Here is a 26,218-nt window from a genome sequence, read left to right as displayed (position 1 = left end):
GCACCTAACGGCCGCGCGAGCGAAGCCCAGACCAAGGTCCGATCCATCCCGGACTTCGTGCCCATAGGAACTTTCCGTCGATGCAATAGGTTGCTTCGACATGCGTGGAGGTGTTCGGAGTTTTGCTGTGACTAAAATGTTCGTTGCGGGGATGATACTGACGCCGCTTATCTTCTGGGGTTCTATTGGCGTCCTGATATACGCGTACTTCTCGTGAGGGCTGCCCGAAAAAGCATCGACTGAGGTAGGCCGCGTCCCGCTTACCTACCGATATGAGCGATGGTCAAGATTTCGACCAGGGCATCCGGCTTCACGAGGCCGCGTTGGCATCATGAAATGAAAATAAATGAACCGCGCGTTCGGCGGCGCGCTTCCCTATCTTCGTGCACTTGGCCACATCGCCGAGCCCGTATTTCGAAACATTCTGCGCCTTGACGATACCGGCCTCGATGGCGCCGAAGAGATTCCGGGCTGCCGCCTGACCGCCCACATATCGGGATCAGTTCGAGTGGCCATGGAAGATCGCAACGGCCGCGGTGACGAGCGCGGCATTGTCGTTCGCAATCGTCCCATCCGGGAGGTGCTTGCCATCTTCCAGGCCGATACGGGTGGAGTAGCGCCCCTCGCGCGCCATCCTGACGAAGGGCCAGACGGTGTCGTCGAAACCGTGCAGAAGAATGGGCCGCTTGACCAGGCCATCCCCGAGCACGTTGATGATGCCGTCCGCGATATCGCATGCGCGCTGAAAATCCTGTTCCTCATCGAGCTCGATGAGCACCCGAAAGACCCGCTCATGATCATCGAGGCTGATGTAGCGCTTCGCATCGGCGACCGATGCCAGCCCGACTTCGATGCCGATACCCTTCTGCCGCAGCAGCTGCATCACATCGGGCGCATCGTCTTCGGAGAGGTTCACCGAGGCATAATCCGGCAGGACGGACCAGCGACGGATGGCTTCCCGCGTTTTCTCCCGATCGCCTTCGATCCACGCGCCGGTGGACACACCGATCAGCGTTCCCGGACAGACACGGCGGATCGCGCCGACAGTGTCGTCGACGGCGGCAAGGCTCTCCTTACCATCGGCTCCGCGCGGATGAACGTGGAGCTCCGCAGCGCCGGCAGCGACCGAAGCCGCGGCATCACGCACCATGGCATCGATCGTCAGGGGAAGGAGGGGATGGAAATCGCTCGGCCGCGCGCCGTTGATGCAAGCTTGAACGATCATAAAAGGAGCCTCGCGCTTGTTGGGCCGCTTAAGACACCCGGCATACCAAATTGGAAACCTGAAGACTTAGGGGCGCTGCTGACAAAGTCATTTCCCTTGCCGTTACAGCCCCAATAATATCAAATCAGTCGAGATAGGCGACTGCTGCTCACGTGCAGGGTCAAGCTGTGCGGACGCCGACCAGAGGACGGCCACGTGATCTCGTGGCAGCGACGTGACGTCAATCTGCCGCCCGACCCCATTCTTAAGTTAATGGCGGTCGCGTCCTGTTGCTGCCTGTATATCATCTCATCGTCAACGCAAAGGAGGAGGAGTGAAACTCATCTGTTGCCCTCAGGGAAGGCCCACCCCCCGAGGTACAAAACCGCAATTTTCGGAAAACGACGGATGGCGGAAGGGTCGCGAACTCTACGACATCGAAATTCTTAGCTCAGCTCACGGCAGGCAGCGGCGAACAGTCGTTGGCCCGGCCATCGAACCCATCACCGGCTGATCATGACCCGCCACATTCATAACCGCATCAAGATACGCGAGAAACAGGGCGGCCGCTGCTGCTACTGCCTCCAGCCTATGGTTCTGTGACAACCCGCCTCATAAGCAGCCGCGGAATGCCGAAACCCTTGAGCACCTGCGGCGCCACTCTGATGGCGGCCGCAACAATCGAGACAACATCGCTTTGGCGTGCAAGCGTTGCAACGAAGAGCGCTGCGGCATGGACTGGCTCCTGTACACGAGCTACCGCCGCGGAGAGATCTGGGAACTAATCGAATGCGCGCCGCCCTGTGCGCATCGGCGTGGATCGTAGACCTGCGCTAGCCAGCTGCCGAGCCGCATCGGCGGCGGGCCCAACACCATAGGCCGGTGTTTTCTGGGATGCTCGCACCGTTCATCGGAGGTTAATGCTTATTAACCCAGAATCGCAGCCTGAAAGGATGCGCCGATGAAGATGCTTTTTTCCTCATTTGCAGCCATGATCTTGTCTGCATCTTTCGCCCTGCCGCTGAATGCCGCGCCGATCGTCGTGCCGAACGCAGTAAATATGCACACCCCCGACGTCGAGCAGGTCAAACACCGTCGCCACGGTAATGGACATGCGTATGGCCACCGGAAGAAACACCGGTACGCTTACCGCGACTGTCGGTATTACGGCTCGTGCTATCGTCCGCGGTATTACGGCAGTCGCGACTATTACGGCTATCGCGACCGTTACCCCGATCGTCGTCGGTCAGGTGTGACCGTGTATTTCGATTTTTAGCCGGCAGCGCCACTGAAACCAACCTTGGTGCTCAACAAATGCGCCGCCAGCCTCATCAGCCTGGCGGTTTTCATACCAGATGCGGGGTTATGATAAGCGTGCAATTCTCGCGCGGAAAGCGGAAATTGTGCAACAAAATCAATATAAGATGGCGGAAGAGGTGGGATTCGAACCCACGGTACGGTTTCCCGCACGCCGGTTTTCAAGACCGGTTCCTTAAACCACTCGGACACTCTTCCATCTGATTGAAAAGGTTGAGACATCAACATTTGTTGATTTCTGCGAACCGGTTATTGCTACCGATTTGCGACCCAATCACTCGATGGCTGGCTTTTTAGCAGCTTTGATCGCAGCGTCAACGTGCCCTGCAGCATTTGCCGGCACTCCCGGCATCACGTGCGAACAATTCTGGCGTGAGCCGAGGAGGGCCTGTTCCGCTCATTGGAAATGACTCGCGTTCTCCCCGGCTTGAGCGTTAACTGTGTTGTTCTGCCGGAGGAAACAAACCATGGCCATGTATCTCACGCGCTTCAGCTACACGCCCGAGACGTGGGGGCGGATGATCGAAAACCCCGAGGATCGCCGAGCGGCGGCACGTAGCTACATTGAATCCGTGGGCGGAAAGCTCCATGGCTTCTGGTACGCCTTCGGCGAGCATGATGGTTGGAATCTGTGGGAGGCGCCTGATAACGTATCGATGGCGGCCGTCGCACTTGCGATCGGCGCAGGAGGCGCGGTCAGCTCCATGGAGACCACTGTCCTGCTCAGCGTCGAGGATACGATCGAAGCCTTGGAAAAGGCGAAGTCGATTCGCTATCGTCCACCGGCAGCATAGGCGGCGGCCCACGGCTTCCCATCCACGTCGAAGCGCTTCGCGCGTATCGTTCCGGGCGCAAACCTTCTTTGCGCCGGAGACATGACAGACTTAGCTTCCGTCAGATCCAAGACCCTTCGGACCGTTGAGCTGGTTCATATCCTCGCCGAGAGACCGCACAGCCTCCATCGTCACGGCGAGGGCCGACATCAGGATTGCGATGTCGTTGTCTTTATCCGGCTGGGAGCGAGATCGAGCGTGCAACTGCTGGCTGACCGTTTCGAGCTGCGTCAGGGTTTCATCGTTCATGGTTGGTCCTCCAAAGGTCTAAACCTTCAAAGCCCGCGGCGGACAATTCGTTCCCAAACAGAGGAATCGCCGCCCCGCTGCGGCGCATCAAATACGCGCAGGCCGTGTTTCAATATGGAGCTTTTGGGCCTCCGGAAGCGCCCGGATGTTCACCATATGCCCCGCATCGGCACGATGATTTCGGGCCTTATTGCGGCGGCGGAAGGGCGGGGGAAGGGCTCGCGTTAGTGATTTATAAACCATAATCATTAGAATTCGGGCTATCGCTGCGAAATCGTTCATAAATTTGCCATGAACTTAGCAAGATTAAAGCCTCGTTAGGCGGGTGGGGATAAGGCGTTATTGGCCCAGGATGGGGCAAGGTTCCTTAACCATAACGATCTTTGAGCGGCGTGGGACATATGAAACTGGAATACGGGGCGGCGTCTTTCGCAACGACAGCGCGGTGGCTGGCGATCTCGGCGATGTGTGCAACGGTTGCGGCGTGTGGCACGACACAGGCGGTGCCGAAGAAGAAATCCCATGGCAAAGAGTATTTCTCCGAATCCGAGTATGGCGTGAAGGCGAGCCCGCGGGTCGCCACCGGCAACAATATCCCCAAGGGCGGCGGCCGCTACATCGTCGGCAATCCGTACGAGGTGAAGGGAAAGTGGTATTATCCGAAGGAAGACTTCGCCTATAACAAGGTCGGCGTCGCCTCCTGGTATGGCTCGGCCTTTCATGGGCGCCTGACGGCGAATGGCGAAGTCTACGACCAGATGCATCTTTCCGCTGCACATCCGACCTTCCCCCTGCCGAGCTATGCGCGCGTCACCAATCTCGAATCCGGTTCCTCCGTCATCGTGCGCGTCAACGATCGCGGTCCCTATCACGCAGGCCGCATCATCGACCTTTCCAACAAGACGGCCGACATGCTGGATCTGCAGCACAGCGGCACCGGCAAGGTGCGCGTGCAATATGTCGGCCGCGCCCGCATGGACGGCCACGACATGCCCTATCTGATGGCCTCCTACGCGCCGAAGGGCAGCCGTATTCCCGGCGTCAATCCGGAAGGCCAGATCGCAACCGGCGTGATGGTTGCCTCCAACAGCCGCAAGATCACCCGCGACCAGCTGCAGAGTTCGGAAGACTACGAGACGCCGGCCAACGTGCCGGTGCCGAGGTCGGCCACCTCCTATGCCGGCTCGACGCCGAGCGCCCGCAACAATGCGGCAGCCGCCGCAGCACCCGCTCAGGCACCGGCTGCCCATGTTTTGGTCGCGCCGTCGGCACCGTCCTTCAACAATGGCGCGCAGGCCATGGACCAGATGGTCGTGCTGCCGGAGATCGGTCCGATGCCCTATGAGCGGCCCCAGAATTCGCTGGCGCTCGGCTACCAGAACGAAGAGGTGAAGACGGTGACCGTCGATCTCGCCTTCGACGCGGTGATGGTGCGCAATGACGGGCTGACCCAAGAGTCCATCCGTGCCTCGGCCAAGCGCCAGCAGGCAAAGTTCGCCGCGCGCTGAACTGGCAATTGCATCGGATTTCCTCGCGTTCTAACCTCCTGAAATACGCCGCTCGATCAATGGAAATTGCGATGCTGAAGCCCGCGCTTCGCCTGCTAGCATGCCTGATGCCGTTCGCCACCGGAGCCTTTGCTGCCGATGGCGGTGCCGCCGGCTTCGCCACCAAGGCGGCGCAGGCCTATATGATCGAGGCCGCCACCGGCACGGTGCTTCTCGCCAAGAACGAGGACCAGAGCTTTTCGCCGGCTTCGCTCGCCAAGCTGATGACGTTGGATCTGGTCTTCGAGGCGGTGACCAAGGGCCAGATCACGTTCGATACCGAATATCCCGTTTCTGAATATGCCTGGCGGACGGGCGGCGCGCCGTCGCGGACGGCAACGATGTTTGCCAGCCTCAAATCGCGCGTGCGCGTTGAGGACCTGATCAAGGGTGTCGCCATCCAGGGCGCCAATGACAGCTGCATCATCCTCGCCGAGGGCATGGCCGGAAACGAGCAGCAATTTGCCGGGTCGATGACGCGGCGTGCCCGCGAGCTCGGCATGGAGAAGGCCGAGTTCGGCAATTCCACCGGCCTTCCCGATGGCAAGAGCAAGGTGACGGCACGCGAGATGGTGACGCTGGCCACCGCCCTTCAGCAATCCTATCCGAACCTTTACCCCTATTTTGCGCAGCCGGATTTCGAGTGGAACAAGATCTTTCAGCGCAACCGCAACCCGCTGCTCGGGCTCGATCTCGGCGCCGATGGGCTTGCGACCGGCTTTACCGAGGGCGAGGGCTATTCGATCGTCGCTTCGGTTCAGCGCGACGGCAGGCGGCTGTTTCTGGCGCTTGCCGGCATCGGCTCCGACAAGGAGCGGACGGAGGAGGCCAAGCGGGTGCTCGAATGGGGACTGACGGCCTTCGAGAATCGGCAGATCTTCGGCGAGAAGGAAGTGATCGGCGCCGCCAGCGTCTATGGCGGCACGGCGCGCACCGTCGATCTCGTCGCCAAGGCGCCGGTCAGCGTCTATATTCCGATCAGCAATCCCGACCGGCTGTCGGCGCGCATCATTTATCGCTGGCCGCTGACGGCGCCGGTCAAGCCGGATACCCAGGCAGGCACGCTGAGGATTTTCGCCGGCAGCCGGCTGCTCAGGGAAGTGCCGCTTTATACGGTGCAGGCGGTCGGCGAGGGCTCGCTCAGCAGCCGGGCGGTCGACGCCATGCTGGAACTCGGCGAATCGCTGTTCTTCTCCTGGCTCTGGGACAAGCCCGCGCCCGTCTGACGAGCTGTTTCCAATGCAATTTGCCGGGAAAGGTGAATATGTCGCCGCGGCGAAAGGTTTTCCTCCCTGATATCTTCGGATAGATAGAAGGAGAGCGGGGCGCGTGCGGCGCCTGGAATGCGGGAAGTTGTCATTGTCATCCGGTACGGGATTGTTCGTTACGTTTGAAGGCGGGGAAGGCGCTGGGAAATCCACGCAGATCCGCCGCCTCGCCGAGGCGCTGAAGGGCGAAGGTCACGACGTGCTGGTGACGCGCGAACCAGGCGGATCGCCGGGCGCAGAGGCCGTGCGCCACGTGCTGTTGTCGGGGGCTGCCGAAGCCTTCGGCACGCGGATGGAGGCGATCCTCTTTGCCGCGGCGCGCAACGACCATGTCGAAGAGGTGATCCGGCCGGCCCTTACCGCCGGCAAGATCGTGCTCTGCGACCGCTTCATGGATTCCTCCCGCGTCTACCAGGGCATCACCGGCAATCTCGAGCCCGATTTCATCGAGACGCTGCAGCGCATTGCCATCAACGGCGTCATGCCGGATTGCACGGTGATCCTCGACATCCCCGCCAAGGTCGGGCTGGAGCGGGCGCAGAAGCGCAGCTCCGCCGACGCTCCCGATCGGTTCGAGAAGGAGCGGCTCGAAACGCACGAGAAACGGCGTGAGGCCTTTCTCGATATCGCCGCCCGCGAGCCGGAGCGCTGCCACGTGGTCAACGCCATGCAGACGGAAGAGGCGATCGCCGCCGAGATCCTGGCGATCGTGAAACAGCTGCTGTCGCCCGCAGGCCATGCCCGAATGCCGGAAGCCGCTCACCATGAGTGAGGCCCATCATGAGTGAAGAGAGGCCCGGACTGCTCGAGGGCGCCATTTGGCCGGGGGAAAATACCAGGCTGTTCGGGCATGCGGAGGCTGAAGCCTTCCTTGCGCAATCCTATCGGTCCGGCAAGGGCCACCACGCCATCCTGATCGAGGGGCCGGAAGGCATAGGCAAGGCGACGCTCGCCTTCCGCTTTGCCAATCACGTGCTCTCGCATCCCGATCCCGAGACAGCGCCGGAGACGATCGGCGATCCGGACCCAGCCTCTCCCGTCAGCCGGCAGATCGCCTCCGGCGCCTCGCATAATCTGCTGCACCTTGCCCGGCCGGTGGACGAAAAGACCGGCAAGGTGAAATCGGCGATCACCGTCGACGAGGTGCGCCGCGCCGGCAAATTCTTCTCGCAGACCTCAGGCACCGGCAACTGGCGGATCGTCATCATCGATCCGGCCGACGACATGAATCGAAATGCGGCCAACGCCATCCTGAAGATCCTGGAAGAGCCGCCGAAGCGGGCGCTGTTCCTGGTGCTCTCGCATGCGCCGGGACGGCTGCTGCCGACGATCCGCTCACGCTGCCTGCCGCTGAAGCTGGCGCCGCTTGCCGACGATGAACTCGTCGCGGCCCTTGCCCATCTCGGCATATCAGGCGAGGGCGGGGCGGTGCTTTCGGCCGCCAAGGGCAGCGTCGGCGAGGCGCTGAAACTCCTGAACTACGGCGGCGGCGAGATCATTGCCGCTTATGACGAGATGCTTTCCGCCGAGGGGCCGACAGCCCGCAAGGCAATGCATCGGCTGGCCGACGCGCTTTCGGGTCGGGAAAGCGACACGATCTTCGATTTCTTCGTCAGCCATGTCGGCGACGACATCATGAACCGTGCGCGCGCGGCGGCCGGCGAGGGGCAGATCGCCGCAGCGGAGCGGCTGGCGCGGCTCTATTCCGAAATCACCGAGCGGCTGACCGTTTCGGATGGCTACAATCTCGACCGCAAGCAGACCATCATCAGCATTCTTGCCGATATTAAGCAGCCAGGCCTCTAGTACAGGATGCTCACACTTTTCGGCATCATGCTCTGATCAGCCGGTCAGCAGCTTGCCTGCGACAACGGCAAGCGTGGCGGCAAGGACGATGCGAATGGTGCGTTCGTGCAGTTTCGGCGCCAGAAGGCTTCCGATAATGATGCCGGGGATAGAGCCGATCAGCAGGGCAAGCAGCATCGGCCAGTCGATTTCGCCGATCAGCCAATAGCCCGTGCCGCCGATCAAGGTCAGCGGTACCGCATGGACGATATCGGAACCGACGATCTCGCGCACATCGAGCCGGGGATAGAGGACCAGCAGGATTGTCACCCCCAGCGCGCCGGCACCGACCGAGGTCAAGGTGACGAGGACGCCGAGAACGAATCCGAGAATGACGGTGAGGGCGAGGATGGTCGTCGGCGTTGGCGGCGTGCGATCGCCGATGGCACGGCGCGCCAATTCGAGGATCGGGCCACGGAAGACCAGCATGATCGCGGTCATGACGAGAAGCCAGCCGAGCGCCGTGGTGATCGTGTTGGTCACGCCGATGCTTTTGCGATCGACGCCGGCCAGCAGCCAGAGCATCAGCAGGGCGGCCGGCAGGCTGCCGGCTGCGAGGCTGCCGACGATCTTCCAGTTGACCCGCCCATGCATGCCGTGAACGGCCGTACCGGCCATCTTGGTGATCGCCGCATAGAGAAGATCGGTGCCGACGGCGGTGGCGGGATGGACGCCGAAGAGCAGCACCAGCAGGGGCGTCATCAGCGAACCGCCGCCAACGCCGGTGATGCCGACGAGGGCGCCGACGAACAGGCCGGACAGCGAATAGAGCGGCTCGAACGTCAAACAAGCGCCCCTGACGGCGCGCGGCCACGACCATTCCGGTGGATGAAAACTGGCACTTCGTTCATGTCCCGCCCTCTGTCTCATGACGGGTAGATTGGGTGAGAAGCTGAGTCAAGTTCACGCCCCCATCGTCCCGGAAATCATCGGCGGCGGCGAAACTTGAGGTTTCGCTTGACGGTGACATGCGCTAAGAGCGGCTGACCATTTTTATAGAGTTAGCCGGACATTGGCCGCCATGACAGACAAGACACCCTTCTACATCACCACCGCGATTTCCTACCCTAACGGTAAGCCGCATATCGGCCATGCCTATGAGCTGATCGCGACGGATGCTATGGCGCGCTACCAGCGCCTCGACGGCAAGGATGTGTTCTTCCTGACGGGCACCGACGAACACGGCCAGAAGATGCAGCAGACGGCGCGCGCCGAGGGCATCACCGCGCAGGCGCTCGCCGACCGCAACTCCGGCGAATTCCAGGCGATGGCGACGCTGCTCAACGCCTCGAACGATGATTTCATCCGCACCACGCAGGAGCGTCATCACGAGACGTCGCGCAACATCTGGAAGCTGATGGCCGACAATGGCGACATCTACAAGGACAGCTATGCCGGCTGGTATTCGGTGCGCGACGAGGCCTATTACCAGGAAAACGAGACGGAGCTGCGCGCCGACGGCGTGCGCTACGGGCCGCAGGGCACGCCTGTGGAGTGGGTGGAAGAGGCAAGCTATTTCTTCAAGCTCTCCGAATATCAGGAGAAGCTGCTTGTCCATTACGAGGAAAACCCTGATTTCATCGGCCCGGCCGAGCGCCGCAACGAAGTGATCTCCTTCGTCAAGTCGGGCCTCAAGGACCTCTCGGTCTCGCGCACGACCTTCGACTGGGGCATCAAGGTGCCGGACGATCCCGCCCACGTGATGTATGTCTGGGTCGACGCGCTGACCAACTACATCACGGCGACCGGCTATATCGAGGACAGGAACGGCCCGCGGGCAAAATACTGGCCGGCCGATGTTCACATCATCGGCAAGGACATCATCCGCTTCCACGCCGTCTACTGGCCGGCCTTCCTGATGTCGGCGAAGCTGCCGCTGCCGAAGCGGGTTTTTGCCCACGGCTTCCTGCTCAACAAGGGCGAGAAGATGTCGAAGTCGCTCGGCAACGTCGTCGATCCGGTCAATCTGGTGAACCATTTCGGCCTCGACCAGGTGCGCTACTTCTTCCTGCGCGAAGTCTCCTTCGGCCAGGACGGCAGCTACAGCGAAGAGGCGATCGGCATCCGCATCAATTCCGACCTCGCAAACGGCATCGGCAATCTCGCCAGCCGCTCGCTGTCGATGATCGTCAAGAATTGCGACGGCAAGATCCCGGAATGTGGAGCGCTCAGCGACGAGGACAAGGCCATGCTGGCTGAGGTCGACGCGCTGCATGCCTCGACCCGCGAGGATATGGGCAAGCAGCAGATCCATCGGGCGCTCGCCTCGATCATTTCGGTCGTCTCCGAGACCGACCGTTATTTCGCCGGCCAGGCGCCGTGGGCGCTGAAGAAGACCGATCCGGAGCGTATGGGCACGGTGCTTTATGTGACCGCCGAAGTCGTGCGCCAGATCGCCATCCTGCTGCAGCCCTTCATGCCGGAATCATCGGCCAAGCTGCTCGATCTGGTCGCCGCACCCGACGACAAGCGCGACTTCGCCGCTCTTGGGCAAGCCGGCCGTCTCATTGCCGGAACGGTACTCGAAGCGCCGACGCCGGTCTTCCCGCGCTACGTGGCTCCGGAGGCTTGAGGCCGTGCTGATCGACACGCATTGCCATCTTGATTTCGCCGATTTCGAGGCGGAGCGGGACGAGATCGTTGCGCGCGCGCATCAGGCTGGCGTCGCGCAGATGGTGACGATCTCGACGCGGGTACGCAAGCTCGAGACGCTGCTTGCCATCACTGAGAAATATCCTTCGGTGTTCTGCTCGGTCGGCACGCATCCGAACAATGCCGACGAAGAGCTGGATATTGAGACGGATGAACTGGTGCGTCTCGCCAATGCCCATGAGAAGGTGGTGGCGATCGGCGAGGCCGGTCTCGACTATTTCTACGACACACAGAAACCTGAGGATCAACAGACCGGCTTTCGCCGGCACATCGCGGCGGCGCGCGAGACCCGGCTGCCGCTCGTCATCCACAGCCGCAGCGCCGACGAGGACATGGCAGACATCCTGACCGAGGAAAGCGGGAAGGGGGCCTTCCCCTTCATTCTCCACTGCTTCTCCGCAGGCCCGGAACTTGCCAAGACCGGCGTCGCGCTCGGCGGCTATATCTCCTTCTCGGGCATCCTGACCTTCCCGAAGTCGGAAGAGCTGCGCGAGATCGCCAGGACGATCCCGCACGAGCGGCTGCTTGTGGAAACGGACGCGCCCTATCTGGCGCCGAAGCGCTGGCGCGGCAAGCGCAACGAGCCGTCCTATGTCGTCAACACGGCCGAGGTGCTCGCCGATACGATCGGCCTTTCCACCGAAGAGGTCGCGCGGATCACGACGGAGAACGCTTTCCGCCTGTTCTCGAAGATGCCGAGGATCTAGCGGCGTGCTCTACCGGCGGCGTTTCACCATTCTCGGCTGTTCGTCGTCACCGGGCGTGCCCCGCATCACCGGCGACTGGGGCGCCTGCAATCCCGACAATCCGAAGAACCGGCGCACGCGTGCTGCCTTCATGGTGCAGCAATTCGCACCCCATGGCGGTGTCACCACCGTCGTCATCGACACCGGGCCGGATTTTCGCGAGCAGATGATCAGGGCAGGGGCCGACCATGTCGATGCCGTGCTCTACAGCCATCCGCATGCGGATCATATTCATGGTATCGACGATCTGCGCGGCTATTTTCACAATACGCGCCGCCGGGTGCCGATCTTTGCCGACCAATTTACCATGGACAGGCTGCGGGAAGCCTTCGGCTATTGCCTGGAAACACCGCCGGGCAGCAATTACCCGCCGATCGTGCTGCCTGTTGTCATCGAAAACCTCGACACGCCCGTCGAAATTCATGGTCCAGGCGGGACGATCGCCTTCCATCCGCACATCCAGCAGCATGGGGATATCCACTCGCTCGGCTTCCGCATCGGCGATGTGGCTTATTGCAGCGATATCAGCGATTTCCCACCGCAGACCGTCGAGAAGCTTCAGAACCTCGACATGCTGATCATCGACGCGCTGCAATATACCTACCATCCGAGCCATCTGTCGCTGGAACAGTCGCTCGACTGGATCGGCCGGTTGAAGCCCAAACGGGCGATCCTCACCCATATGCACACCCCGCTCGACTACGACGTGGTGATGGCTGAGACGCCGGACCATGTGGTGCCGGCGTATGACCAGATGAGCTTCGAGACCGAGGTCAAGCTCTAAAGCTTTAACCCGCTCGCTTGCACGTACGGCCACAGTTCGACGCCGCCGCGGTGGATCATGTCGAGCGAGACATAGAGGATGATCAGCAGGCCGACATAGGCGATCCAGCGATGGTTGGTGAGCAACCGGGCGATAAAGTTTGCGGCAATACCCATCAGCGCGATCGACAGGGCAAGACCGATGACCAGCACGCTCGGATGTTCGCGCGCAGCACCGGCAACGGCCAGCACGTTGTCGAGGGACATCGAGACGTCAGCGATGACGATCTGGGTCGCCGCCTGGAAGAAGGTCTTTTTCGGCGCGCCTTCGGCACCCACCACTCCGTGATTCTCGCCATGGCCGGCGCGAAGCTCGCGCCACATCTTCCAGCAGACCCAGAGCAGCAGCAGGCCGCCGGCCAGCAGCAGGCCGACGATCGCCAGCAGATAGACTGCGACGCTGGCAAAGAGAATACGCAGAACGGTCGCGGCCACAATGCCGACGATGATCGCCTTGCGGCGCTGCGTCGCCTCAAGGCCGGCAGCAGCAAGACCGATAACCACGGCGTTGTCGCCGGCGAGAACGAGGTCGATAGCAATGACCTGCAGCAAAGCCGTCATACCGGCTGCCGTAAACATGTCCATATGAATTATCCCCAATGCGTCAAAGCCGTGCTAGCGTCTCGAAGGTTTGACGTCAACCGCTGAGAGATTTCGCAAGCGGCGTAATTTGCGAGTCTGCGCGCCGAAATGGCAGGCGGCAATGAAACAGCAGGCGATGCAGTGGAGCATCGCCATTCCCCTGGAACATTCAACTCAGCCGACGGTTCTTCAAGTCAGGAAACCAGACGCCGGCCAAACTTCGCACTGGCGGCTGGATCTGCACATCGAGAGGAGAGTCCCATGGGCAGCATTTACAACGATACCAACCCGACCTTTTCAGGCCCGACAGGCGGCAGCAGCCTTGCCGCATTTTTTGACAACCGATCGGACGCCGAATCCGCCGTCTCCCGTCTTGAGGACGCAGGCGTGCCGGTTGCGAGAATAAGGCTGATGCCAGGATATGAGGCGGGCGCAAAAAATACCGGCGCAATGAGCGAAGACCGCAGCGGCTTCTTCGACGCGCTGGCAGACTTCTTCTTCCCCGACGAGGATCGTGCGGTCTATGCAGAAGGGTTGCGGCGAGGCGGCTTCCTCGTTCAGGTCAATGATATCGACGACGCGCTCTACGAGACCGTCCACGATATTCTGGACGATGAGGGCAGCATCGACATGGATGAGCGGGCGGATCTCTGGTCGTTGGAAGACAGGCAACAAGGCGCATCCAATACCGGGTTTGCCGGCCAACCCTCTGGCGGCAAATCGTCGGAAGATCTCGCTGTGTCCGAGAGTGCATTCGACGATGCGCGCCCGGTGGCAATGCGGGACACCGCGCATGGAAGCGCCAAGGTGCGTGCTTATACCTTGCCCGACCCTGGCACCCCGTCATCGGACGAAACCACTCACCAATCCCAAGGCCAGTCCCAAACCCAATCGCAAGGTGGATCTCACCAGAGCCAGGGTTTTCGACGCGACCATTGATATCATGAGGCCCGACGGCAATGCCGGGCCTCATTTTCTCTCGCTCAGCTATTCGAGGACATGCCGATGCAATCATCCATCAACCGCCACGGCCTTCCGCCGGATCCCGACGAACTGATCGCAGAAGGTGAACCGCCTTTTGCCGATGCCGCGGAGCGGACGGCGCGTGAAAAGGCCGACGAGAGCCTGAACGCCCTGCAACATGAGGTCAGGCTGCTGAATGCCCGCATAGGCGTGCTGCGCGAGGATGCGGAAGCGGCGCTGAAAGCCAAGGCCACATCGGTCGATGCGAGCGCCCATGTCCAGCTCGGCGACTATCCCTGGCTGAAACTTGCCGCGGCAATCGGCGCAACCTTCATTGCAGCCAGACTGGTTCGGCGTCTTCCGCTGGGCGTACTGCTTGCGGGATTTGCCGGCCATATCCACGAGGTGAGACGGCAGTGACGGACCTGACGCCTGATTGCGAACGCCGCCCTTTTGCGCGGATAGTTTAATCACCGCTGCGCGGAAGGAAATCAGTGAACCGGCGCGACGTCTGAAGGCATCGGCTTAGCAAGCTCCTTGACGATCGCTTCAAGCGCATCGGCCGTCCTCTGCAGGCCGGATGACCGGGCGATTTTCAGTGCCGCGCTGCAGTGAGCGGACAATTCGTCTTGCTGGACGTGATCATTCGTCGGGAATACGATGCCGGCATATTGCGACGGGGTTCCGGATTCATCCCTGAAGCAGCGGCCGAAGGCGGCCACGGCTATGATTTGCCCGCTTCGATCAAATACGCGATAGTCGCAGCGATACGGGTTTCCGGTCATCACCGATTCTGAAATCGCCTTGGCTACAGACGGCTTATCGTCCGGGTGAATCCGGTCGAGGTATTTTATCACCGGCAGCCCGGTGAGAGTCTGTTCCGGATCAAGCCCAAAGAGGTTTGCCAACGCCGAATCCGCATAAACCTTGTCGGTCGCCAAGTCCCAGGTGAAAATGCCCGGCTCTTCGGTAAAGGAAAATTCGGACGTTCCCAAAGCTCTGTTGACAAGACTCATTCCGCATCCCCGGTCTGCACGCCAATGCTGCCGGGTGGCTAGGTCCCCCCGGTTCTTGAGAGAAAAGGACGCGCTCGATCAATGACAGGGCGGTCGACCAATTCACCCCCGATCTTAGCCGCGTTTCCATCGGACGCAACTGCAAGGACATTTCGAGGGCCCCGCGACCGCCACACGAGCGCGTTGCATGCAGCCAGCAGCGTCGTTTTCTTGACGCGCGCGGCGAAGATGTGCTCCACCTCGGCTTCGACGTTCCAGAATGCGACGAAGCTGACGAGACCGGCGCGAAGGGTTGACGGTAATCATGACGAAAATCGATCTCAATTCCGATCTGGGGGAGGCGTTTGGACCCTGGCGCATGGGCGACGACAAGGCGATCCTTGACGTCGTCACCAGTGCGAACATAGCATGTGGCGGGCACGCCGGAGATCCAGCGACGATGGTCGAGACGCTTGCGCTCGCAAGCGAACGGGGTGTCATCGCCGGAGCCCATCCGGGTTTTGCAGATCGCGAGGGCTTCGGACGTCGCCTGATCCCCTTGAGCATCCGGGAAGTGGAGCAGCTTGTCGCGACGCAGACAGGAGCGCTGATGGGAGCTGCGGCTCTGGCGGGCGCCCGGGTCCGCTACCTCAAACCACACGGCGCACTCGCCAATTGGGCGGCCGACGAACGGCCGGTCGCCGACGCCATCATCCGCGCAACCCGAGCGGTCTCGCCGGAACTTGCCATACTGGCGATCTCCGGGACGGAGCTGGAGCATGCGGCCCGCGATGCCGGGCTGACCGTCTTCAGCGAGATTTTTGCCGACCGCGGCTACCTCTCCACAGGTCGGCTCGTTCCGCGCAATTTGGCGGGAGCGATGATCCATGACCCTGCGGAGGCGGCATCGAGATTGATCGGGTATCTGTCCAGCGGCCTCATGCCGACGGTCGACGGCGGTCCGATCCCTCTTAATGCGCACTCGATCTGCGTTCATGGGGACAGCCCGGGAGCGTTGGCCATGGCCGTCCACGTGCGGCGGGAACTGCAAAAGGCAGGCATTGCGGTGGGTCCATTCCTCCAACCGGCAAAGGAAAGCAAGTGATGGCCAAAGGCTATCTGATCATTCTGATCGAAGGTGCCGACTGACTTGTCACAGGACCCGTCCACATCGTCCGGCAGCGTTCCGAACTACCGCCCGGTGGGTGGGCACGCGGTGCTCGTCGAATTCGGCGCGACCATCGATAAACGGATCCACGATCAGGTCGTCAAGCTGGATGCCGCCTTGAAGGCGGCACCCTTTCAAGGATTCGTCGAAGCCGTTCCGGCCTATGCCAGCATTCTCGTATGCTTCGATCCGCTCGTGGCCGATCACCGGACGACGGAGGCGGCCATTGCCGAGCGTCTGGCGGCTGAGGTTCCAAAGACGATTGGAGCGATGCGCGAAGTCGAAGTCTGCTACGATCCTGATCTTGCGCCCGACCTTGCCGCCGTCGCCGAGGCAAGCGGATTATCGCCGGAAGACGTTATATCGGCCCATCTCTCCGGCGACTACAGCGTCTTCATGTACGGCTTCGCTCCGGGATACGCTTACCTTGCAGGCGTGCCCAAAGCCATTCAGCAGCCGAGGAAGCCGGCGCCTATTCGCGGCATCGCCGCCGGAAGCGTGCTGATCGCCGGTCCGCAGTGCCTGGTGAGCACGCTCGCCATGCCGACCGGCTGGTGGATCATCGGCCGCTCGCCGACGAAAATCCTCGACTCCACGTCCAACGACCGGCCGTTCCTTTTCGACGTCGGCGACGAGGTCCGTTTCCGCCGCATATCGCGGGCAGAATTCGACGCGAGGTGCCTCGTATGAGCGAAGCAATCCTTGCAATCAACTTCGCGGGTCCGCACGTCGCGGTCCAGGACGAAGGACGTCACGGATTGATGCGGTATGGCGTTCCGGCCTCCGGTCCGATGGACAGAACCTCGTTTGCAGCCGCCAACGCCGCCCTCGGCAATCCTGCCGGTCAGCCGGCAATCGAAATCTCCATGGGCGGCCTGGTTCTCGAATGCGTGTCGGGGGAGGTTACGTTCGCCGTCGCCGGAGGAGGCTTCATCGTAGAGCATGCCGGCGACAAGCGCGGCGCTTGGATGGTCGCCACGTTGAGGGCCGGGGAGCGGCTGGCGATCCGTCCGGGACACTGGGGAAGCTGGACGTATCTGGCCTTCGCCGGTCATATCGAGGCGAAGACCTGGCTGGGCAGCATGTCGACGCACAGTCTCTCCGGCCTCGGCGGCGGGCGCCTTGCAGCCGGGCAGACGGTCATTCTCGCCAATCCGGAAGTGCGAGACGATCGAAATGGTCCGATCATATGTCCGGTCATAGCAAGACCGCGATCCGAGCTGCGTGTGGTGGTCGGTCCACAGGATCGGTTCTTCTCGAAAGAAACCTTGTCGAATTTCCTTTCGTCGCCTTTCCGCCTGAGCGACGCCTATGACCGCATGGGAGTACGCCTCCAAGGTCCGTCGCTTGCGCCAAGCGTCGCGCTGGATATGCCGTCGGAAGCGATCGTGCGGGGCTCGGTGCAGGTCTCCGGAGACGGTGTTCCCACCATTCTGCTGGCCGACCACCAGACGACCGGAGGCTATCCCAAGATCGCCACGGTGGTGGATTCGGATCTGGACGCCTTCGTCCAGCTGCGCCCACGCGACCATGTCGGCTTCCTGGCCGTGACGCCGCAGCAGGCGATCGAGCACATTCGGCTTCGGGCTTCGACGATGTCCCGTTACCTCGCGGCGCTGTAGAGGACCTCACCAGATCTTTCATGCGCGAAAAGCTTGGCAAGACCGTCAGGCTGGTGGTAATCTTTACCACCACAAGAGTCTGGAGGTGCACATGGCCAATGTTGAAAAGATCAGCGTCTCAATGACGCCGCAGCAGGCGGACCTGCTTCGCGACGCGGTCAACAGCGGTGCCTATGCCAGCAGCAGCGAAGTAATCCGCGAAGCCATGCGTGACTGGTCAGCCAAATGGGAAACCCGCAAGGGCGACATCCAGCGTCTGCGGGCCCTGTGGTCCGAAGGCAAGGCGAGCGGCACGGCCATCCCGGCCGACTTTGATGATGCGCTTGAAGAGGCGCGCCAGGAAGCCAAGTCTACCGCCTCGCATGCCCGCTAAGCTGATCTGGACACCCGCCGCCCGTGCCGGCGCGAAGAAAATCTACGTCGACATCGCCCGCGAGCAGCCGCAGGCCGCCGAGCGGTATTTCCAGCGGTTCCGTATCAAGACCACCTCGCTGATCGAGCAGCCGCGCCTGGGCCAGCGTCATCCGGAGATCCGTCCGGCCGCCCGCATGCTGGTCGAGGCGCCCTATGTGATCCTCTATCAAACGCATCCCAACACGGATGATGGTCCCATCGAGATCATGGAGATCGTTCACGTCGTCGATGGCCGGCGTGATTTGGCAGCGCTCTACTAGCCAAGCGACGCGATTAGAAGGGCACCCTTTAACCCTTGGCCAATGTGGCGGGCGTAGTCAGCGCCGGCGACGCCCGCGATACCGCCACCGTATACGCTTGGAGCTACCGTTAGCTCGAAGTACTGTTCAGAAAAAATCCACAGTCGGTTTGGGGGCACCATGGATTTTCTGAACGTCGCGGCGATCGTTTTCTTCCTTCTCGTCTGGGTGGCGGTCGAGCCTTTGATGGCGGCGGGGTGGCCGAGGAAGAACGATAGCCTTTCCGTTGATATGGTGCGCGTTCGCGCCGCCTGGATGCGGGAGGTGCTGACGCGAGACAACAATTTCATCGGCGATGCCGCAATCCTCGGGCACACGATCAATTCGGCATCCTTCTTCGGCTCCGCCAATCTCATCGTCATCGTTGGGCTGAGCGGCGCGCTGTTCATGGAGCCGAACTATGGATCGGGTGGCCTGATCGCGGTGTTTGCGGCCCAGGACCCGGCGTGGTTTTTCCAATGCAAGGTCCTCCTGATCATGGCGACGCTGCTGCGGGGCCTATCCGATTTCATCTGGGCGGTCCGGCAGATCAACTACTGCCTGGCGGCGATCGGGGCGAGCCCATCCCGCGATGAGGAGAGGGACATCGCCGGCTGGACGAACGCCCTGACCCTGGTTTTGAACCCTGCGCTTCGATCGTTCAGTGTCGGCGTCCGGTCTTATTACTTCACCTTCGCAGCCGCCTTCTGGTTCCTCGGGCCAATCCCCTTCGCTGTTGCGACCATCCTGAGCGTCGGCGTGTTGATCAGGCGTCAATCCTGGTCGGATGCTGCGAAAGGGATCATGGCCATACGCAAGCTGCTTGACTAGAGCCGAGCCTTAAGCTGGGCTGAAGCGGAATTTGTTTGCGACCGGTGTGGCAGCCGCGGCGCTCGAACGACAAAACAGAAGCGGTATCTTATTGGCGGTGTCCGATGGATCGTCGAAGCGATGCGCATATTGCTGGCCGTCGTCGACGCCGGGAGCATCTCGGCCGGCAGCAGGAAGTTGAACGCGCCATTGCCCAGCGTCAGCCGCAAGGTCGCCGAACTTGAGCGGCATCTTGGGGCAAACCTCATCGTCCGCACCAGCCGCAATCTGCAGCTCACCGATGCCGGGCGCGACTATGTTGACGCCGCTCGAAAGATCATGGCGGATCTCGATGAGGCCGAACGACGAGCGTCGGGGGAATACCAGACGCCCAGAGGCGTGCTGACGATCACGATGCCGATCGAATACGGGAGCCGATACGTGCTGCCCATTGCGCTGAGTTTCATGGACAAATACCCGGAGGTGTCGCTGAACCTTCTGTCGCTCGACCGCACGGTCGATCTCGTGTCCGAGCAGGTGGATATCGCGCTCCGTCTCGGCGACCTCGCCGACAGCGCCCTCCATGCCGTCAAGGTCGGCGAATTCCGCCTGCTGACCTGCGCGAGCCCCGTCTATCTCCAGCGGCATGGCATGCCCGAGCGTCCCGGCGATCTCATCGATCGAGACGGGATCGTCTTCAACAAGCGAACATTCTTCTGGACGTTTGACGTCGACGGCACGCCGATAGAGGCGATGCCCCGCAACCGGCTCGAGGTGAATACGGCGGCGAACTGTGTCGCGGCGGCGGTCGGTGGGGCGGGGATCGCGCGGCTGTTCGACTATCAGATTCCAGACGAGCTGGCGTCTGGCGCGCTCATCCCCATCCTCCGTGATTGCGACGGCCCACCCCAGCCCATTCATATCGTCTACGTGCGGCAGGGGCTTCTCGCCTTGAAGGTACGGGCTTTCGTCGACTGGGCATTGCCGCGGCTGCGCGCGCGTCATTACGAATATTATCAAACATTATCTGAATGATGCGTGGATCTCTTCAACTATTTGTTTCGGGTTCTGAAGATGCGGGAAATGACCGATACCTGAAAGGATATCGACTTTTGCACCGATCTTGCCGGCGAACTCTATGCCCATTTCCCTTGCGATGTAGATGTCCTTCTCGCCCCATATCACCTTCACGGGCGTCTTCAGCCGGGTGAGGTTGGCCTCGAGATAATGCTGATCGCGGGTGAAATTCGCGTAGTAATGGGCGAAGGCATCCGCTGAAGTCATTCCGTCAAGGCTCCACGAACGGGTCATGTCCTGCTGGACGTCAGCCGGCAGATCGAATTGCTCAGCGGGCGAGAGGCCGCGCCTGTGCACGTTCTGAAGGATCTCGTCGCTCGTCTTGTTCATGTAGGCGCGGGTCGGCGAGGCGGTCGGCTCGGCTTTGAGGTTCTGCAGATTCTCCCACATGTATTGCGGCCGGTCGAGCGGCGCGAAGTCACCAACGATGATCTGCCTGGCGATCGTCGGCTCGTCGATAGCAAGCAGCAGGACGGGCAGGGCGCCGATGTCAGTCGCGTAGATCACGAGCTTCGACCGGTCGATGCCTGCCCGTTCGATATAGGCCTTCAACACTTGGGCGTACGCCTTCGGCGCGTAAGAAAACCGCTCGAAAGCCGGGCGTGACGACTGCCCGTAGCCCGGCCAATCGAAGGCATGGACGTCGTAGTCGCGAGCAAGCGTTGTCGCCATGTCCTTCCACACCGCCAGTGTTTCCGGAAACCCATGCAGGAAAAGCACGGTGCCTTTTGGCGCGGGGGCGCGGACAATCATCCTCCTCAGCGTCAGGACTTCGTCGATCTCGATGAAGTCGACGATGTCTTGCGCGCCTTGCGTAGAAGCGAAGGCTTCAGCCGTGTGGGAAGACGGAGTTGCTGCGACTGATGCAGCATTTGCGGTTTTGTCCTTAGACATAGGATCTCCTTTCTGAACGGCGGTCAGCCAAAGCCCAAAAGCCGGCTGTCTCCACAAATAATTGAGCATGGCGTCAGCCCGCGGTAGCCGGAGAAAGTGAGAGGAACCCTCTCGACGGCGGCAGCGCTGCAACCCGGCTGCCCAAGGCTGACATCTGAACGAGAGGGTGCCTCTCACTTTCCCCAGGTGCCGGCCGGCCGTCGACCCGCCCAAATATCCACCAGCCGCCGATTTGAGACAGCTCGTTGGTGTTTGCTTGCGGAAGGCAGAGCGTCGGCCGCGACAATATAAGGAAGAACTGATATGACTGGCATTACCCAAAGCAGACAGGTTGCGGCCGCCCCCGACAAGGTCCGCGGCCTCCCGGGCCACGCCACTGTCGGCACGAACGATCTGGATGCCGCCTCGGTATTCTACGACAAGCTTCTGGCCGTGTTCGGGATCGGACGAGTCCTCGTCCAGCCCAACCGAGCCATCTACTACGGTCATCGCACGCTCGAATTCGGTATCATCAAGCCGTTCGATGGCCGCCCTGCCACCGTCGGTAACGGTGGTATGATTGCTTTCGAAGCTCCGTCCCGTTCAAAGGTCGACGAAGCCCATGCAACTGCATTGGCGGCGGGTGGCTCGGACGAAGGGGCTCCTGGTCCGCGCGGCGAGAACGGCACGGGTCCTTACTGCGCCTATTTTCGCGATCCCGAAGGCAACAAGTTTCTGATCTTTCGTTCCGGCGCGGACGCGGCCTGACGTTTTCGGCATTGAAGCGGGGCAGGGCCATCGGTTCCCTCCCCAGCACCCCAGGAGGATAGTATCGTGAAATTGAACCACCTCATTATGGCAGCGAGCGTTCTGTCGCTTCAGAGCGCAGCTGCCGAGCAGCCGAGCATGTCATGAAAGGACACGTGTCATGGCCCTGCTGAACGCTTTGAAACGCGGGGATGTATCGCGACGCTCGCTGCTGTTGGGCAGTGCTGCGGTCGGCCTATCCGCCGCTCTCTTTCCACGCGCGTCCGCCGCCGCAGATGTCGTCGTCGGCGCCTCCGGGGAGATCCGGCCGTTCAAGGTTGAGGTCTCCGAGGCAGCGCTTACAGACCTCAGGCGGCGCCTTGCCGAGACCCGCTGGCCCGACGGCGAAACCGTCATGGATCGTTCGCAGGGCGTCCAGCCCGACAGGCTGAAGGAGCTGGTGGGCTACTGGCAGTCGTCTTACGACTGGCGGAAGGCGGAGAGCAGGCTCAACAGTTTTCCGCAGTTTCTCACCAACATCGACGGACTCGACATCCATTTCATCCATGTCCGTTCCCGCCATGAAAACGCGCTGCCGCTGATCATGACCCACGGCTGGCCAGGTTCGGTCTTTGAACTGCTTGATGTCATCGGGCCGCTGACGGATCCGACGGCGCATGGCGGCACGGCGGACGATGCCTTCCACCTGGTGATCCCGTCGATTCCAGGATTCGGTTTCTCCGGGAAACCGCCAGCGACGGGTTGGACCCCCCCGCGGATCGCGGCTGCCTGGGACGTGCTGATGAAGCGTCTGAACTATGACCGCTATGTCTCGCAAGGCGGCGACTGGGGCGCGATCATCAGCGACGCCTTGGGTCGCCAGGCGCCCGATGGGCTGCTCGCAATCCACGTCAACAGGGTCGAGCGTGCCACGACCTTCCCAGCGGACGCAGCCCAGGCTCTTAAAAATGGAGGGCCGGCTCCCGACAGCTTGTCTCAGGACGAGAAGGTCGTCTTCGACGAGGCCCGGGACTTCCTTAACAACGGCTTCGGCTACGCGGCGATCATGAGCACGCGGCCGGAGACAGTCGGCTACGGCATTGCGGATTCTCCGGTCGGCCTGGCCGCCTGGCTCTACGACAAGATCGCCGACTGGGTGTATACACGCGGCGATCCCGAACAGGCTCTTGGCAAGGATGCCATCCTCGACAACATCACACTGTATTGGCTGACGAACACCGGCCCCTCCAGCGGTCGCATCTATTGGGAAAACGCCATGTCGGGCGCGAAGCTTACGGAAGTCAAAGTCCCGGTCGCGGTCACAGTGTTTCCCGGAGAGGTCTACAAGCCGCCAAAGCATTGGCTGTCGAAGGCCTATCCGACGCTCATCTATTACAATCGCGCCTCCAAGGGCGGTCACTTCGCTGCCTGGGAGGAGCCAGAACTCTTCAGTCAAGAGATCCGGGACGCCTTCAGAAGCTTGCGGTCTTAGCGCCGCCTGACCTTTGGTTCGCAGTCTGCGTCCCCGAGACCGGTTCGTCGATTGACGTTGGTCGTGCAACGCTGCACAAAGTCCGAAGTTTCGACCAACCCAGCAAAAGCGACGACAACGTCGCGGGGACCACGGCTATATGCGCATCAACGACGACCGTCATCCCCTCCGCAGAGTATCCACATTCCTGACGCTGGTATTTTCAACGCTTCTGCTCGCGAGCGCAAACCTCGCCTCGGCGGCTGAGCCGACCAATTCCACGGCACCGATCCGGGTTATTATCGAATTGCCGAATGATGACTCCGGACGAGCACTGGTCAATCGGATCGTTCCGGGCAATCAGGAACCGGCGCAGCCAGTAGCAGTCTCGCAAGAGGCGGCACCGACGTCGATTGCCACGTCACTACAGGATTTGCGCCAGAGGTTGCTCACACTCGTCGATGCCGTTCCGACCCTTCCCGGGCAGATCCAGTCGGCGATCCGGGTCTTCCAAACGGATGACCGTATCGAACCTGTCGGCCTGATCTTGGCGGTCATACTCTTCGTCGCAGGCGGGTTCGTTGCGCAGCGCCTTGCCTGGTGGTCAGGGCGAGGGCTGCTCCATTTTGTGTTGAACGCGCCCGCCGACACCGTCCGGCAGCGGATCAAGCTCCACGCCGCCCGGCTTTCAATGGGTCTTCTCGCGTTGGTCGGTTACCTGATCGGAAGTCTCGGCGCGTTTATCCTCTTTCCATGGCCTGCCGTGTTTCGCGATATCGCCCTCATACTGCTATCGGCCGCGCTCATGGTGCGCCTTGGCGTGCTCGTCGGCCGTATTGTCATCGCGCCAGGCGCCCGCCTGCCGCATATGCGGCTTTTAACGCTTGTCACCTCGCTTGCCTGGTTCTGGTACTACTGGCTCCTCGGAATCGTCGCAGTGCTGGCGGCTGGCTGGGCCACCATCGAAGTGATCGGGACGATCCGAGCTTCACCGATCTTGGTCGACCTCTTTACTGCAGCATGGCTTGGTGTCGTTTCAATCGCTTTGATCGTTATGATCTGGCTGCGGCATTTTCGTTCTGACGGGCCGCCGGTGAGCCGGCTGGTCTGTGTCGGCTTCAGCGCCAGCATCATGCTATCGTGGCTGTTATGGCTATCCGGGCTCCACGGGGCATTCTGGACGGTGATCATCATTGCGCTTCTGCCTCTTACCGTTTCGGTGGCTCGTGATGTCATTCGTCGCATTATTCAATCCGGGGAGGGGCAGGCGGTCGAAGATCCGGCCATCGTCGGATGGTCCGTTGTCATTATGCAAACGCTGCGGAACGGCCTCATTGTGGTCGCTGCGCTGCTCATTGCCCGCGCCTGGAATGTCAATCTCAGTGACCTCGCCGCAGCCGAAACGGTGACCACGCGTTTGATCCGCGCAGGAATCCGCATTGTTATCGTGCTGCTGGTGACCGACGTTATCTGGAAGCTCGCAAGCACGCTGATCGACAGTCAGATGGCTGTAGCGTCGCGAAGCGTGCAGGCGGGGCATCAGGACGGACCCGACGCGCGCCGGCGTCAGCGGTTGAATACTCTCCTGCCCATTCTTCGCAATGTACTGTTCCTGGCGATCGGAGCTGTCGGCTTCCTGATGATCCTGGATGCCGTTGGCATTCAGATCGGACCGCTGCTGGCGGGCGCTGGTGTCGTCGGCATAGCTGTCGGCTTCGGTGCCCAAACACTCGTCAAGGACATCATCTCAGGCGTCTTTTATCTGTTCGACGATGCCTTTCGCATCGGCGAATACATCCAGGCGGCAAAATATAAAGGGACGGTCGAAGGTTTCTCGCTGCGATCGATCCGCTTACGACACCATCGCGGTCCGGTCACCATCGTTCCCTTCGGCGAACTCGGCGCGGTGCAAAACCTCAGCCGCGACTGGGTCATCGATATCATTACGCTCACCCTGAATTATGACAGCGATCTTGAAGAGGTCCGCAAGACCATCAAGCGCATCGGCGTTGAGCTTCTGGAGGATGCTGAACTCGGGCCTAACATCATCGAGCCCCTGAAAATGCAGGGGATCGAGCAGATGGCGGACTACGGCGTGCAGATTCGGCTGAAGTTCATGGCGAAACCCGGCGAACAGTTCGGCGTTCGCCGAAAGGCGCTCGCCATGCTCAAGAAGACATTCGCGGAAAAAGGCATCCAGTTTGCAACGCCGACGGTTCATGTTTCCGGCGGTCCCGCCGATGCCGCGGCAACCGCTGCCGCCTCGGAGCTACAAAGACCATCGAAAGTCATCTCGACACTTGAGGAATAGCGGCGCCGAGCGCCATGTGGGTTTCCGTCGAATCCTGTTGAAGCAACACTCTGACCCGGACTTTGCGGCCAAGCGCGCGTCGTCCGAGACACGGGTTTCGAAGGAGTCTGTTGGCTGGGATCAGCTGTTCTATGAGGGCACATTCGCCGGTGAACTCGTCGATGGGCTGGATCGTCAAGACGCAAATTTGGGCAGGCCGATTTTAAAAGAGTGGGCCGATGAGATGGATGACGAAGGTATGCCATTGTAATCAAACAGCATCTTTTTGTTCCATAATCTATCTTATGCGATGCATGTATGTAGCCGCAAAGTTGAAGTGTCCTGTTTCTGCAAAGTTGGAATGTCACTCTCCCCGCGTTTGATGACGTAGGAGATTGCGGATGGGACTGATAGCGATGAGCGAGCGTGATCTACAGCGGATCGA

The 26,218-nt window shown here is 61.1% G+C and carries 29 protein-coding genes and 1 tRNA gene; 22 read left to right on the top strand and 8 right to left on the bottom strand.

The genetic code is table 11. The features are described 5' to 3' along the window. Positions 1-310: 310 nt before the first annotated feature. On the bottom strand, positions 311-490 hold the full coding sequence (locus tag B5P46_RS34675) for a hypothetical protein (protein WP_164986596.1): 180 nt from the start codon (positions 488-490) through the stop codon (positions 311-313). Positions 491-499: 9 nt separating this feature from the next. After that, positions 500-1,225, bottom strand: a complete 726-nt coding sequence (locus B5P46_RS32930) for a 3-keto-5-aminohexanoate cleavage protein (protein ID WP_129422376.1) — start codon at positions 1,223-1,225, stop codon at positions 500-502. 511 nt (positions 1,226-1,736) lie between these two features. On the opposite strand from B5P46_RS32930, the gene B5P46_RS35615 reads away from it, so the two are divergent. Continuing rightward, on the top strand, positions 1,737-2,030 hold the full coding sequence (locus B5P46_RS35615; protein WP_129422478.1) for an HNH endonuclease signature motif containing protein: 294 nt from the start codon (positions 1,737-1,739) through the stop codon (positions 2,028-2,030). Positions 2,031-2,165: 135 nt separating this feature from the next. Beyond that, positions 2,166-2,480: a hypothetical protein gene (locus B5P46_RS32920; RefSeq protein ID WP_129422375.1), complete on the top strand. Its 315-nt coding sequence runs from the start codon at positions 2,166-2,168 to the stop codon at positions 2,478-2,480. Positions 2,481-2,629: 149 nt separating this feature from the next. Here the strand turns inward: B5P46_RS32920 and B5P46_RS32915 are convergent. Next, positions 2,630-2,719 (bottom strand) — tRNA-Ser (locus tag B5P46_RS32915). Between the two features lie 269 nt (positions 2,720-2,988). Between B5P46_RS32915 and B5P46_RS32910 the strand changes: the two genes are divergently transcribed. Beyond that, positions 2,989-3,315, top strand: coding sequence for a GYD domain-containing protein (locus B5P46_RS32910; RefSeq protein WP_164986595.1), 327 nt, complete (start codon positions 2,989-2,991; stop codon positions 3,313-3,315). Between the two features lie 90 nt (positions 3,316-3,405). Here B5P46_RS32910 and B5P46_RS32905 read toward each other — a convergent pair whose 3' ends face one another. Further along, complete coding sequence (locus B5P46_RS32905) at positions 3,406-3,603, bottom strand: hypothetical protein (RefSeq protein ID WP_129422374.1); 198 nt, start codon at positions 3,601-3,603, stop codon at positions 3,406-3,408. Positions 3,604-4,004: 401 nt separating this feature from the next. Between B5P46_RS32905 and B5P46_RS32900 the strand changes: the two genes are divergently transcribed. The 4 genes from B5P46_RS32900 (at position 4,005) to B5P46_RS32885 (ending at position 8,224) form a co-directional block, all read left to right on the top strand. Beyond that, positions 4,005-5,111: a septal ring lytic transglycosylase RlpA family protein gene (locus B5P46_RS32900; RefSeq protein ID WP_129422373.1), complete on the top strand. Its 1,107-nt coding sequence runs from the start codon at positions 4,005-4,007 to the stop codon at positions 5,109-5,111. Positions 5,112-5,182: 71 nt separating this feature from the next. After that, positions 5,183-6,376: a D-alanyl-D-alanine carboxypeptidase family protein gene (locus B5P46_RS32895; protein ID WP_129422372.1), complete on the top strand. Its 1,194-nt coding sequence runs from the start codon at positions 5,183-5,185 to the stop codon at positions 6,374-6,376. A 133-nt stretch (positions 6,377-6,509) separates the two neighbouring features. After that, positions 6,510-7,190, top strand: coding sequence for a dTMP kinase (gene tmk, locus B5P46_RS32890; protein WP_129422371.1), 681 nt, complete (start codon positions 6,510-6,512; stop codon positions 7,188-7,190). A gap of 8 nt (positions 7,191-7,198) precedes the next feature. Next, on the top strand, positions 7,199-8,224 hold the full coding sequence (locus B5P46_RS32885) for a DNA polymerase III subunit delta' (RefSeq protein WP_129422370.1): 1,026 nt from the start codon (positions 7,199-7,201) through the stop codon (positions 8,222-8,224). A gap of 36 nt (positions 8,225-8,260) precedes the next feature. Here B5P46_RS32885 and B5P46_RS32880 read toward each other — a convergent pair whose 3' ends face one another. Continuing rightward, positions 8,261-9,049 carry a sulfite exporter TauE/SafE family protein gene (locus tag B5P46_RS32880; protein ID WP_129422369.1) on the bottom strand — a complete coding sequence of 263 codons (789 nt, stop codon included), beginning with the start codon at positions 9,047-9,049 and terminating at the stop codon, positions 8,261-8,263. Between the two features lie 235 nt (positions 9,050-9,284). Here B5P46_RS32880 and metG point away from each other — a divergent pair, with 235 nt between their 5' ends. The 3 genes from metG to B5P46_RS32865 are packed head-to-tail and all read left to right on the top strand — an operon-like array spanning position 9,285 to position 12,445. Then, entirely contained in the window at positions 9,285-10,835 is a 1,551-nt protein-coding gene (gene metG, locus B5P46_RS32875; protein WP_129422368.1) for a methionine--tRNA ligase, read from the top strand. Between the two features lie 4 nt (positions 10,836-10,839). Then, positions 10,840-11,622 carry a TatD family hydrolase gene (locus tag B5P46_RS32870; protein WP_129422367.1) on the top strand — a complete coding sequence of 261 codons (783 nt, stop codon included), beginning with the start codon at positions 10,840-10,842 and terminating at the stop codon, positions 11,620-11,622. 4 nt (positions 11,623-11,626) lie between these two features. After that, positions 11,627-12,445 (top strand): MBL fold metallo-hydrolase, encoded by an 819-nt coding sequence (locus tag B5P46_RS32865; protein ID WP_129422366.1) that lies wholly within the window; start codon positions 11,627-11,629, stop codon positions 12,443-12,445. Here the strand turns inward: B5P46_RS32865 and B5P46_RS32860 are convergent. After that, positions 12,442-13,068, bottom strand: coding sequence for a TerC family protein (locus B5P46_RS32860; protein WP_129422365.1), 627 nt, complete (start codon positions 13,066-13,068; stop codon positions 12,442-12,444). The genes B5P46_RS32865 and B5P46_RS32860 overlap by 4 nt on opposite strands. A gap of 258 nt (positions 13,069-13,326) precedes the next feature. On the opposite strand from B5P46_RS32860, the gene B5P46_RS32855 reads away from it, so the two are divergent. Both B5P46_RS32855 and B5P46_RS32850 read left to right on the top strand, forming a co-directional pair. Continuing rightward, entirely contained in the window at positions 13,327-14,004 is a 678-nt protein-coding gene (locus B5P46_RS32855; protein WP_129422364.1) for a hypothetical protein, read from the top strand. Between the two features lie 66 nt (positions 14,005-14,070). Continuing rightward, a complete protein-coding gene (locus B5P46_RS32850) occupies positions 14,071-14,448 on the top strand; it encodes a hypothetical protein (RefSeq protein WP_129422363.1) in 378 nt (125 codons plus the stop codon). A gap of 71 nt (positions 14,449-14,519) precedes the next feature. Here B5P46_RS32850 and B5P46_RS32845 read toward each other — a convergent pair whose 3' ends face one another. Next, positions 14,520-15,044 (bottom strand): PAS domain-containing protein, encoded by a 525-nt coding sequence (locus B5P46_RS32845; RefSeq protein WP_129422362.1) that lies wholly within the window; start codon positions 15,042-15,044, stop codon positions 14,520-14,522. A gap of 304 nt (positions 15,045-15,348) precedes the next feature. Between B5P46_RS32845 and B5P46_RS32840 the strand changes: the two genes are divergently transcribed. The 7 genes from B5P46_RS32840 (at position 15,349) to B5P46_RS32810 (ending at position 20,350) form a co-directional block, all read left to right on the top strand. Beyond that, positions 15,349-16,128 carry a LamB/YcsF family protein gene (locus B5P46_RS32840; RefSeq protein ID WP_129422361.1) on the top strand — a complete coding sequence of 260 codons (780 nt, stop codon included), beginning with the start codon at positions 15,349-15,351 and terminating at the stop codon, positions 16,126-16,128. Between the two features lie 45 nt (positions 16,129-16,173). Further along, positions 16,174-16,881, top strand: a complete 708-nt coding sequence (locus B5P46_RS32835; RefSeq protein WP_206735443.1) for a 5-oxoprolinase subunit B family protein — start codon at positions 16,174-16,176, stop codon at positions 16,879-16,881. Beyond that, complete coding sequence (locus tag B5P46_RS32830; RefSeq protein ID WP_129422360.1) at positions 16,869-17,813, top strand: biotin-dependent carboxyltransferase family protein; 945 nt, start codon at positions 16,869-16,871, stop codon at positions 17,811-17,813. The genes B5P46_RS32835 and B5P46_RS32830 overlap by 13 nt, the downstream gene beginning before the upstream one ends. A gap of 91 nt (positions 17,814-17,904) precedes the next feature. After that, positions 17,905-18,186 carry a ribbon-helix-helix domain-containing protein gene (locus B5P46_RS32825; RefSeq protein WP_129422359.1) on the top strand — a complete coding sequence of 94 codons (282 nt, stop codon included), beginning with the start codon at positions 17,905-17,907 and terminating at the stop codon, positions 18,184-18,186. Next, a complete protein-coding gene (locus tag B5P46_RS32820) occupies positions 18,176-18,487 on the top strand; it encodes a type II toxin-antitoxin system RelE/ParE family toxin (protein WP_129422358.1) in 312 nt (103 codons plus the stop codon). The genes B5P46_RS32825 and B5P46_RS32820 overlap by 11 nt, the downstream gene beginning before the upstream one ends. 159 nt (positions 18,488-18,646) lie before the next feature. After that, positions 18,647-19,336, top strand: a complete 690-nt coding sequence (locus B5P46_RS32815) for a DUF599 domain-containing protein (RefSeq protein WP_129422357.1) — start codon at positions 18,647-18,649, stop codon at positions 19,334-19,336. 120 nt (positions 19,337-19,456) lie between these two features. After that, positions 19,457-20,350, top strand: coding sequence for a LysR family transcriptional regulator (locus B5P46_RS32810; RefSeq protein WP_129422356.1), 894 nt, complete (start codon positions 19,457-19,459; stop codon positions 20,348-20,350). On the opposite strand, the gene B5P46_RS32805 is transcribed toward B5P46_RS32810, so the two are convergent. Then, on the bottom strand, positions 20,339-21,286 hold the full coding sequence (locus B5P46_RS32805; RefSeq protein ID WP_129422355.1) for an alpha/beta fold hydrolase: 948 nt from the start codon (positions 21,284-21,286) through the stop codon (positions 20,339-20,341). The genes B5P46_RS32810 and B5P46_RS32805 overlap by 12 nt on opposite strands. Positions 21,287-21,589: 303 nt before the next feature. Between B5P46_RS32805 and B5P46_RS32800 the strand changes: the two genes are divergently transcribed. The 3 genes from B5P46_RS32800 to B5P46_RS32790 all read left to right on the top strand — a co-directional run bounded on the left by B5P46_RS32800 (position 21,590) and on the right by B5P46_RS32790 (position 25,794). Further along, entirely contained in the window at positions 21,590-22,033 is a 444-nt protein-coding gene (locus B5P46_RS32800) for a VOC family protein (protein ID WP_129422354.1), read from the top strand. 160 nt (positions 22,034-22,193) lie between these two features. Further along, positions 22,194-23,504 (top strand): epoxide hydrolase family protein, encoded by a 1,311-nt coding sequence (locus B5P46_RS32795; protein ID WP_129422353.1) that lies wholly within the window; start codon positions 22,194-22,196, stop codon positions 23,502-23,504. Between the two features lie 139 nt (positions 23,505-23,643). After that, a complete protein-coding gene (locus tag B5P46_RS32790; RefSeq protein ID WP_129422352.1) occupies positions 23,644-25,794 on the top strand; it encodes a mechanosensitive ion channel family protein in 2,151 nt (716 codons plus the stop codon). Positions 25,795-26,218: the final 424 nt, after the last annotated feature.

This window comes from Rhizobium leguminosarum (genome assembly GCF_004123835.1).
Taxonomy (GTDB): Bacteria; Pseudomonadota; Alphaproteobacteria; order Rhizobiales; family Rhizobiaceae; genus Rhizobium; species Rhizobium leguminosarum_M.
The sequence above is the reverse complement of the archived record's forward strand: the minus strand, read 5'-3'. Positions and strand labels throughout refer to the sequence as shown.

Coding starts and splice junctions, on each gene's coding strand:
- B5P46_RS32930 (WP_129422376.1), bottom strand. CDS start 1,225: ATGATCGTTCAAGCTTGCATCAACGGCGCGCGGCCGAGCGATTTCCAT.
- B5P46_RS32920 (WP_129422375.1), top strand. CDS start 2,166: ATGAAGATGCTTTTTTCCTCATTTGCAGCCATGATCTTGTCTGCATCT.
- B5P46_RS32910 (WP_164986595.1), top strand. CDS start 2,989: ATGGCCATGTATCTCACGCGCTTCAGCTACACGCCCGAGACGTGGGGG.
- B5P46_RS32905 (WP_129422374.1), bottom strand. CDS start 3,603: ATGAACGATGAAACCCTGACGCAGCTCGAAACGGTCAGCCAGCAGTTG.
- B5P46_RS32900 (WP_129422373.1), top strand. CDS start 4,005: ATGAAACTGGAATACGGGGCGGCGTCTTTCGCAACGACAGCGCGGTGG.
- B5P46_RS32895 (WP_129422372.1), top strand. CDS start 5,183: ATGCTGAAGCCCGCGCTTCGCCTGCTAGCATGCCTGATGCCGTTCGCC.
- B5P46_RS32885 (WP_129422370.1), top strand. CDS start 7,199: ATGAGTGAAGAGAGGCCCGGACTGCTCGAGGGCGCCATTTGGCCGGGG.
- metG (WP_129422368.1), top strand. CDS start 9,285: ATGACAGACAAGACACCCTTCTACATCACCACCGCGATTTCCTACCCT.
- B5P46_RS32860 (WP_129422365.1), bottom strand. CDS start 13,068: ATGGACATGTTTACGGCAGCCGGTATGACGGCTTTGCTGCAGGTCATT.
- B5P46_RS32855 (WP_129422364.1), top strand. CDS start 13,327: ATGGGCAGCATTTACAACGATACCAACCCGACCTTTTCAGGCCCGACA.
- B5P46_RS32850 (WP_129422363.1), top strand. CDS start 14,071: ATGCAATCATCCATCAACCGCCACGGCCTTCCGCCGGATCCCGACGAA.
- B5P46_RS32845 (WP_129422362.1), bottom strand. CDS start 15,044: ATGAGTCTTGTCAACAGAGCTTTGGGAACGTCCGAATTTTCCTTTACC.
- B5P46_RS32840 (WP_129422361.1), top strand. CDS start 15,349: ATGACGAAAATCGATCTCAATTCCGATCTGGGGGAGGCGTTTGGACCC.
- B5P46_RS32825 (WP_129422359.1), top strand. CDS start 17,905: ATGGCCAATGTTGAAAAGATCAGCGTCTCAATGACGCCGCAGCAGGCG.
- B5P46_RS32820 (WP_129422358.1), top strand. CDS start 18,176: ATGCCCGCTAAGCTGATCTGGACACCCGCCGCCCGTGCCGGCGCGAAG.
- B5P46_RS32815 (WP_129422357.1), top strand. CDS start 18,647: ATGGATTTTCTGAACGTCGCGGCGATCGTTTTCTTCCTTCTCGTCTGG.
- B5P46_RS32810 (WP_129422356.1), top strand. CDS start 19,457: ATGCGCATATTGCTGGCCGTCGTCGACGCCGGGAGCATCTCGGCCGGC.
- B5P46_RS32805 (WP_129422355.1), bottom strand. CDS start 21,286: ATGTCTAAGGACAAAACCGCAAATGCTGCATCAGTCGCAGCAACTCCG.
- B5P46_RS32800 (WP_129422354.1), top strand. CDS start 21,590: ATGACTGGCATTACCCAAAGCAGACAGGTTGCGGCCGCCCCCGACAAG.
- B5P46_RS32795 (WP_129422353.1), top strand. CDS start 22,194: ATGGCCCTGCTGAACGCTTTGAAACGCGGGGATGTATCGCGACGCTCG.
- B5P46_RS32790 (WP_129422352.1), top strand. CDS start 23,644: ATGCGCATCAACGACGACCGTCATCCCCTCCGCAGAGTATCCACATTC.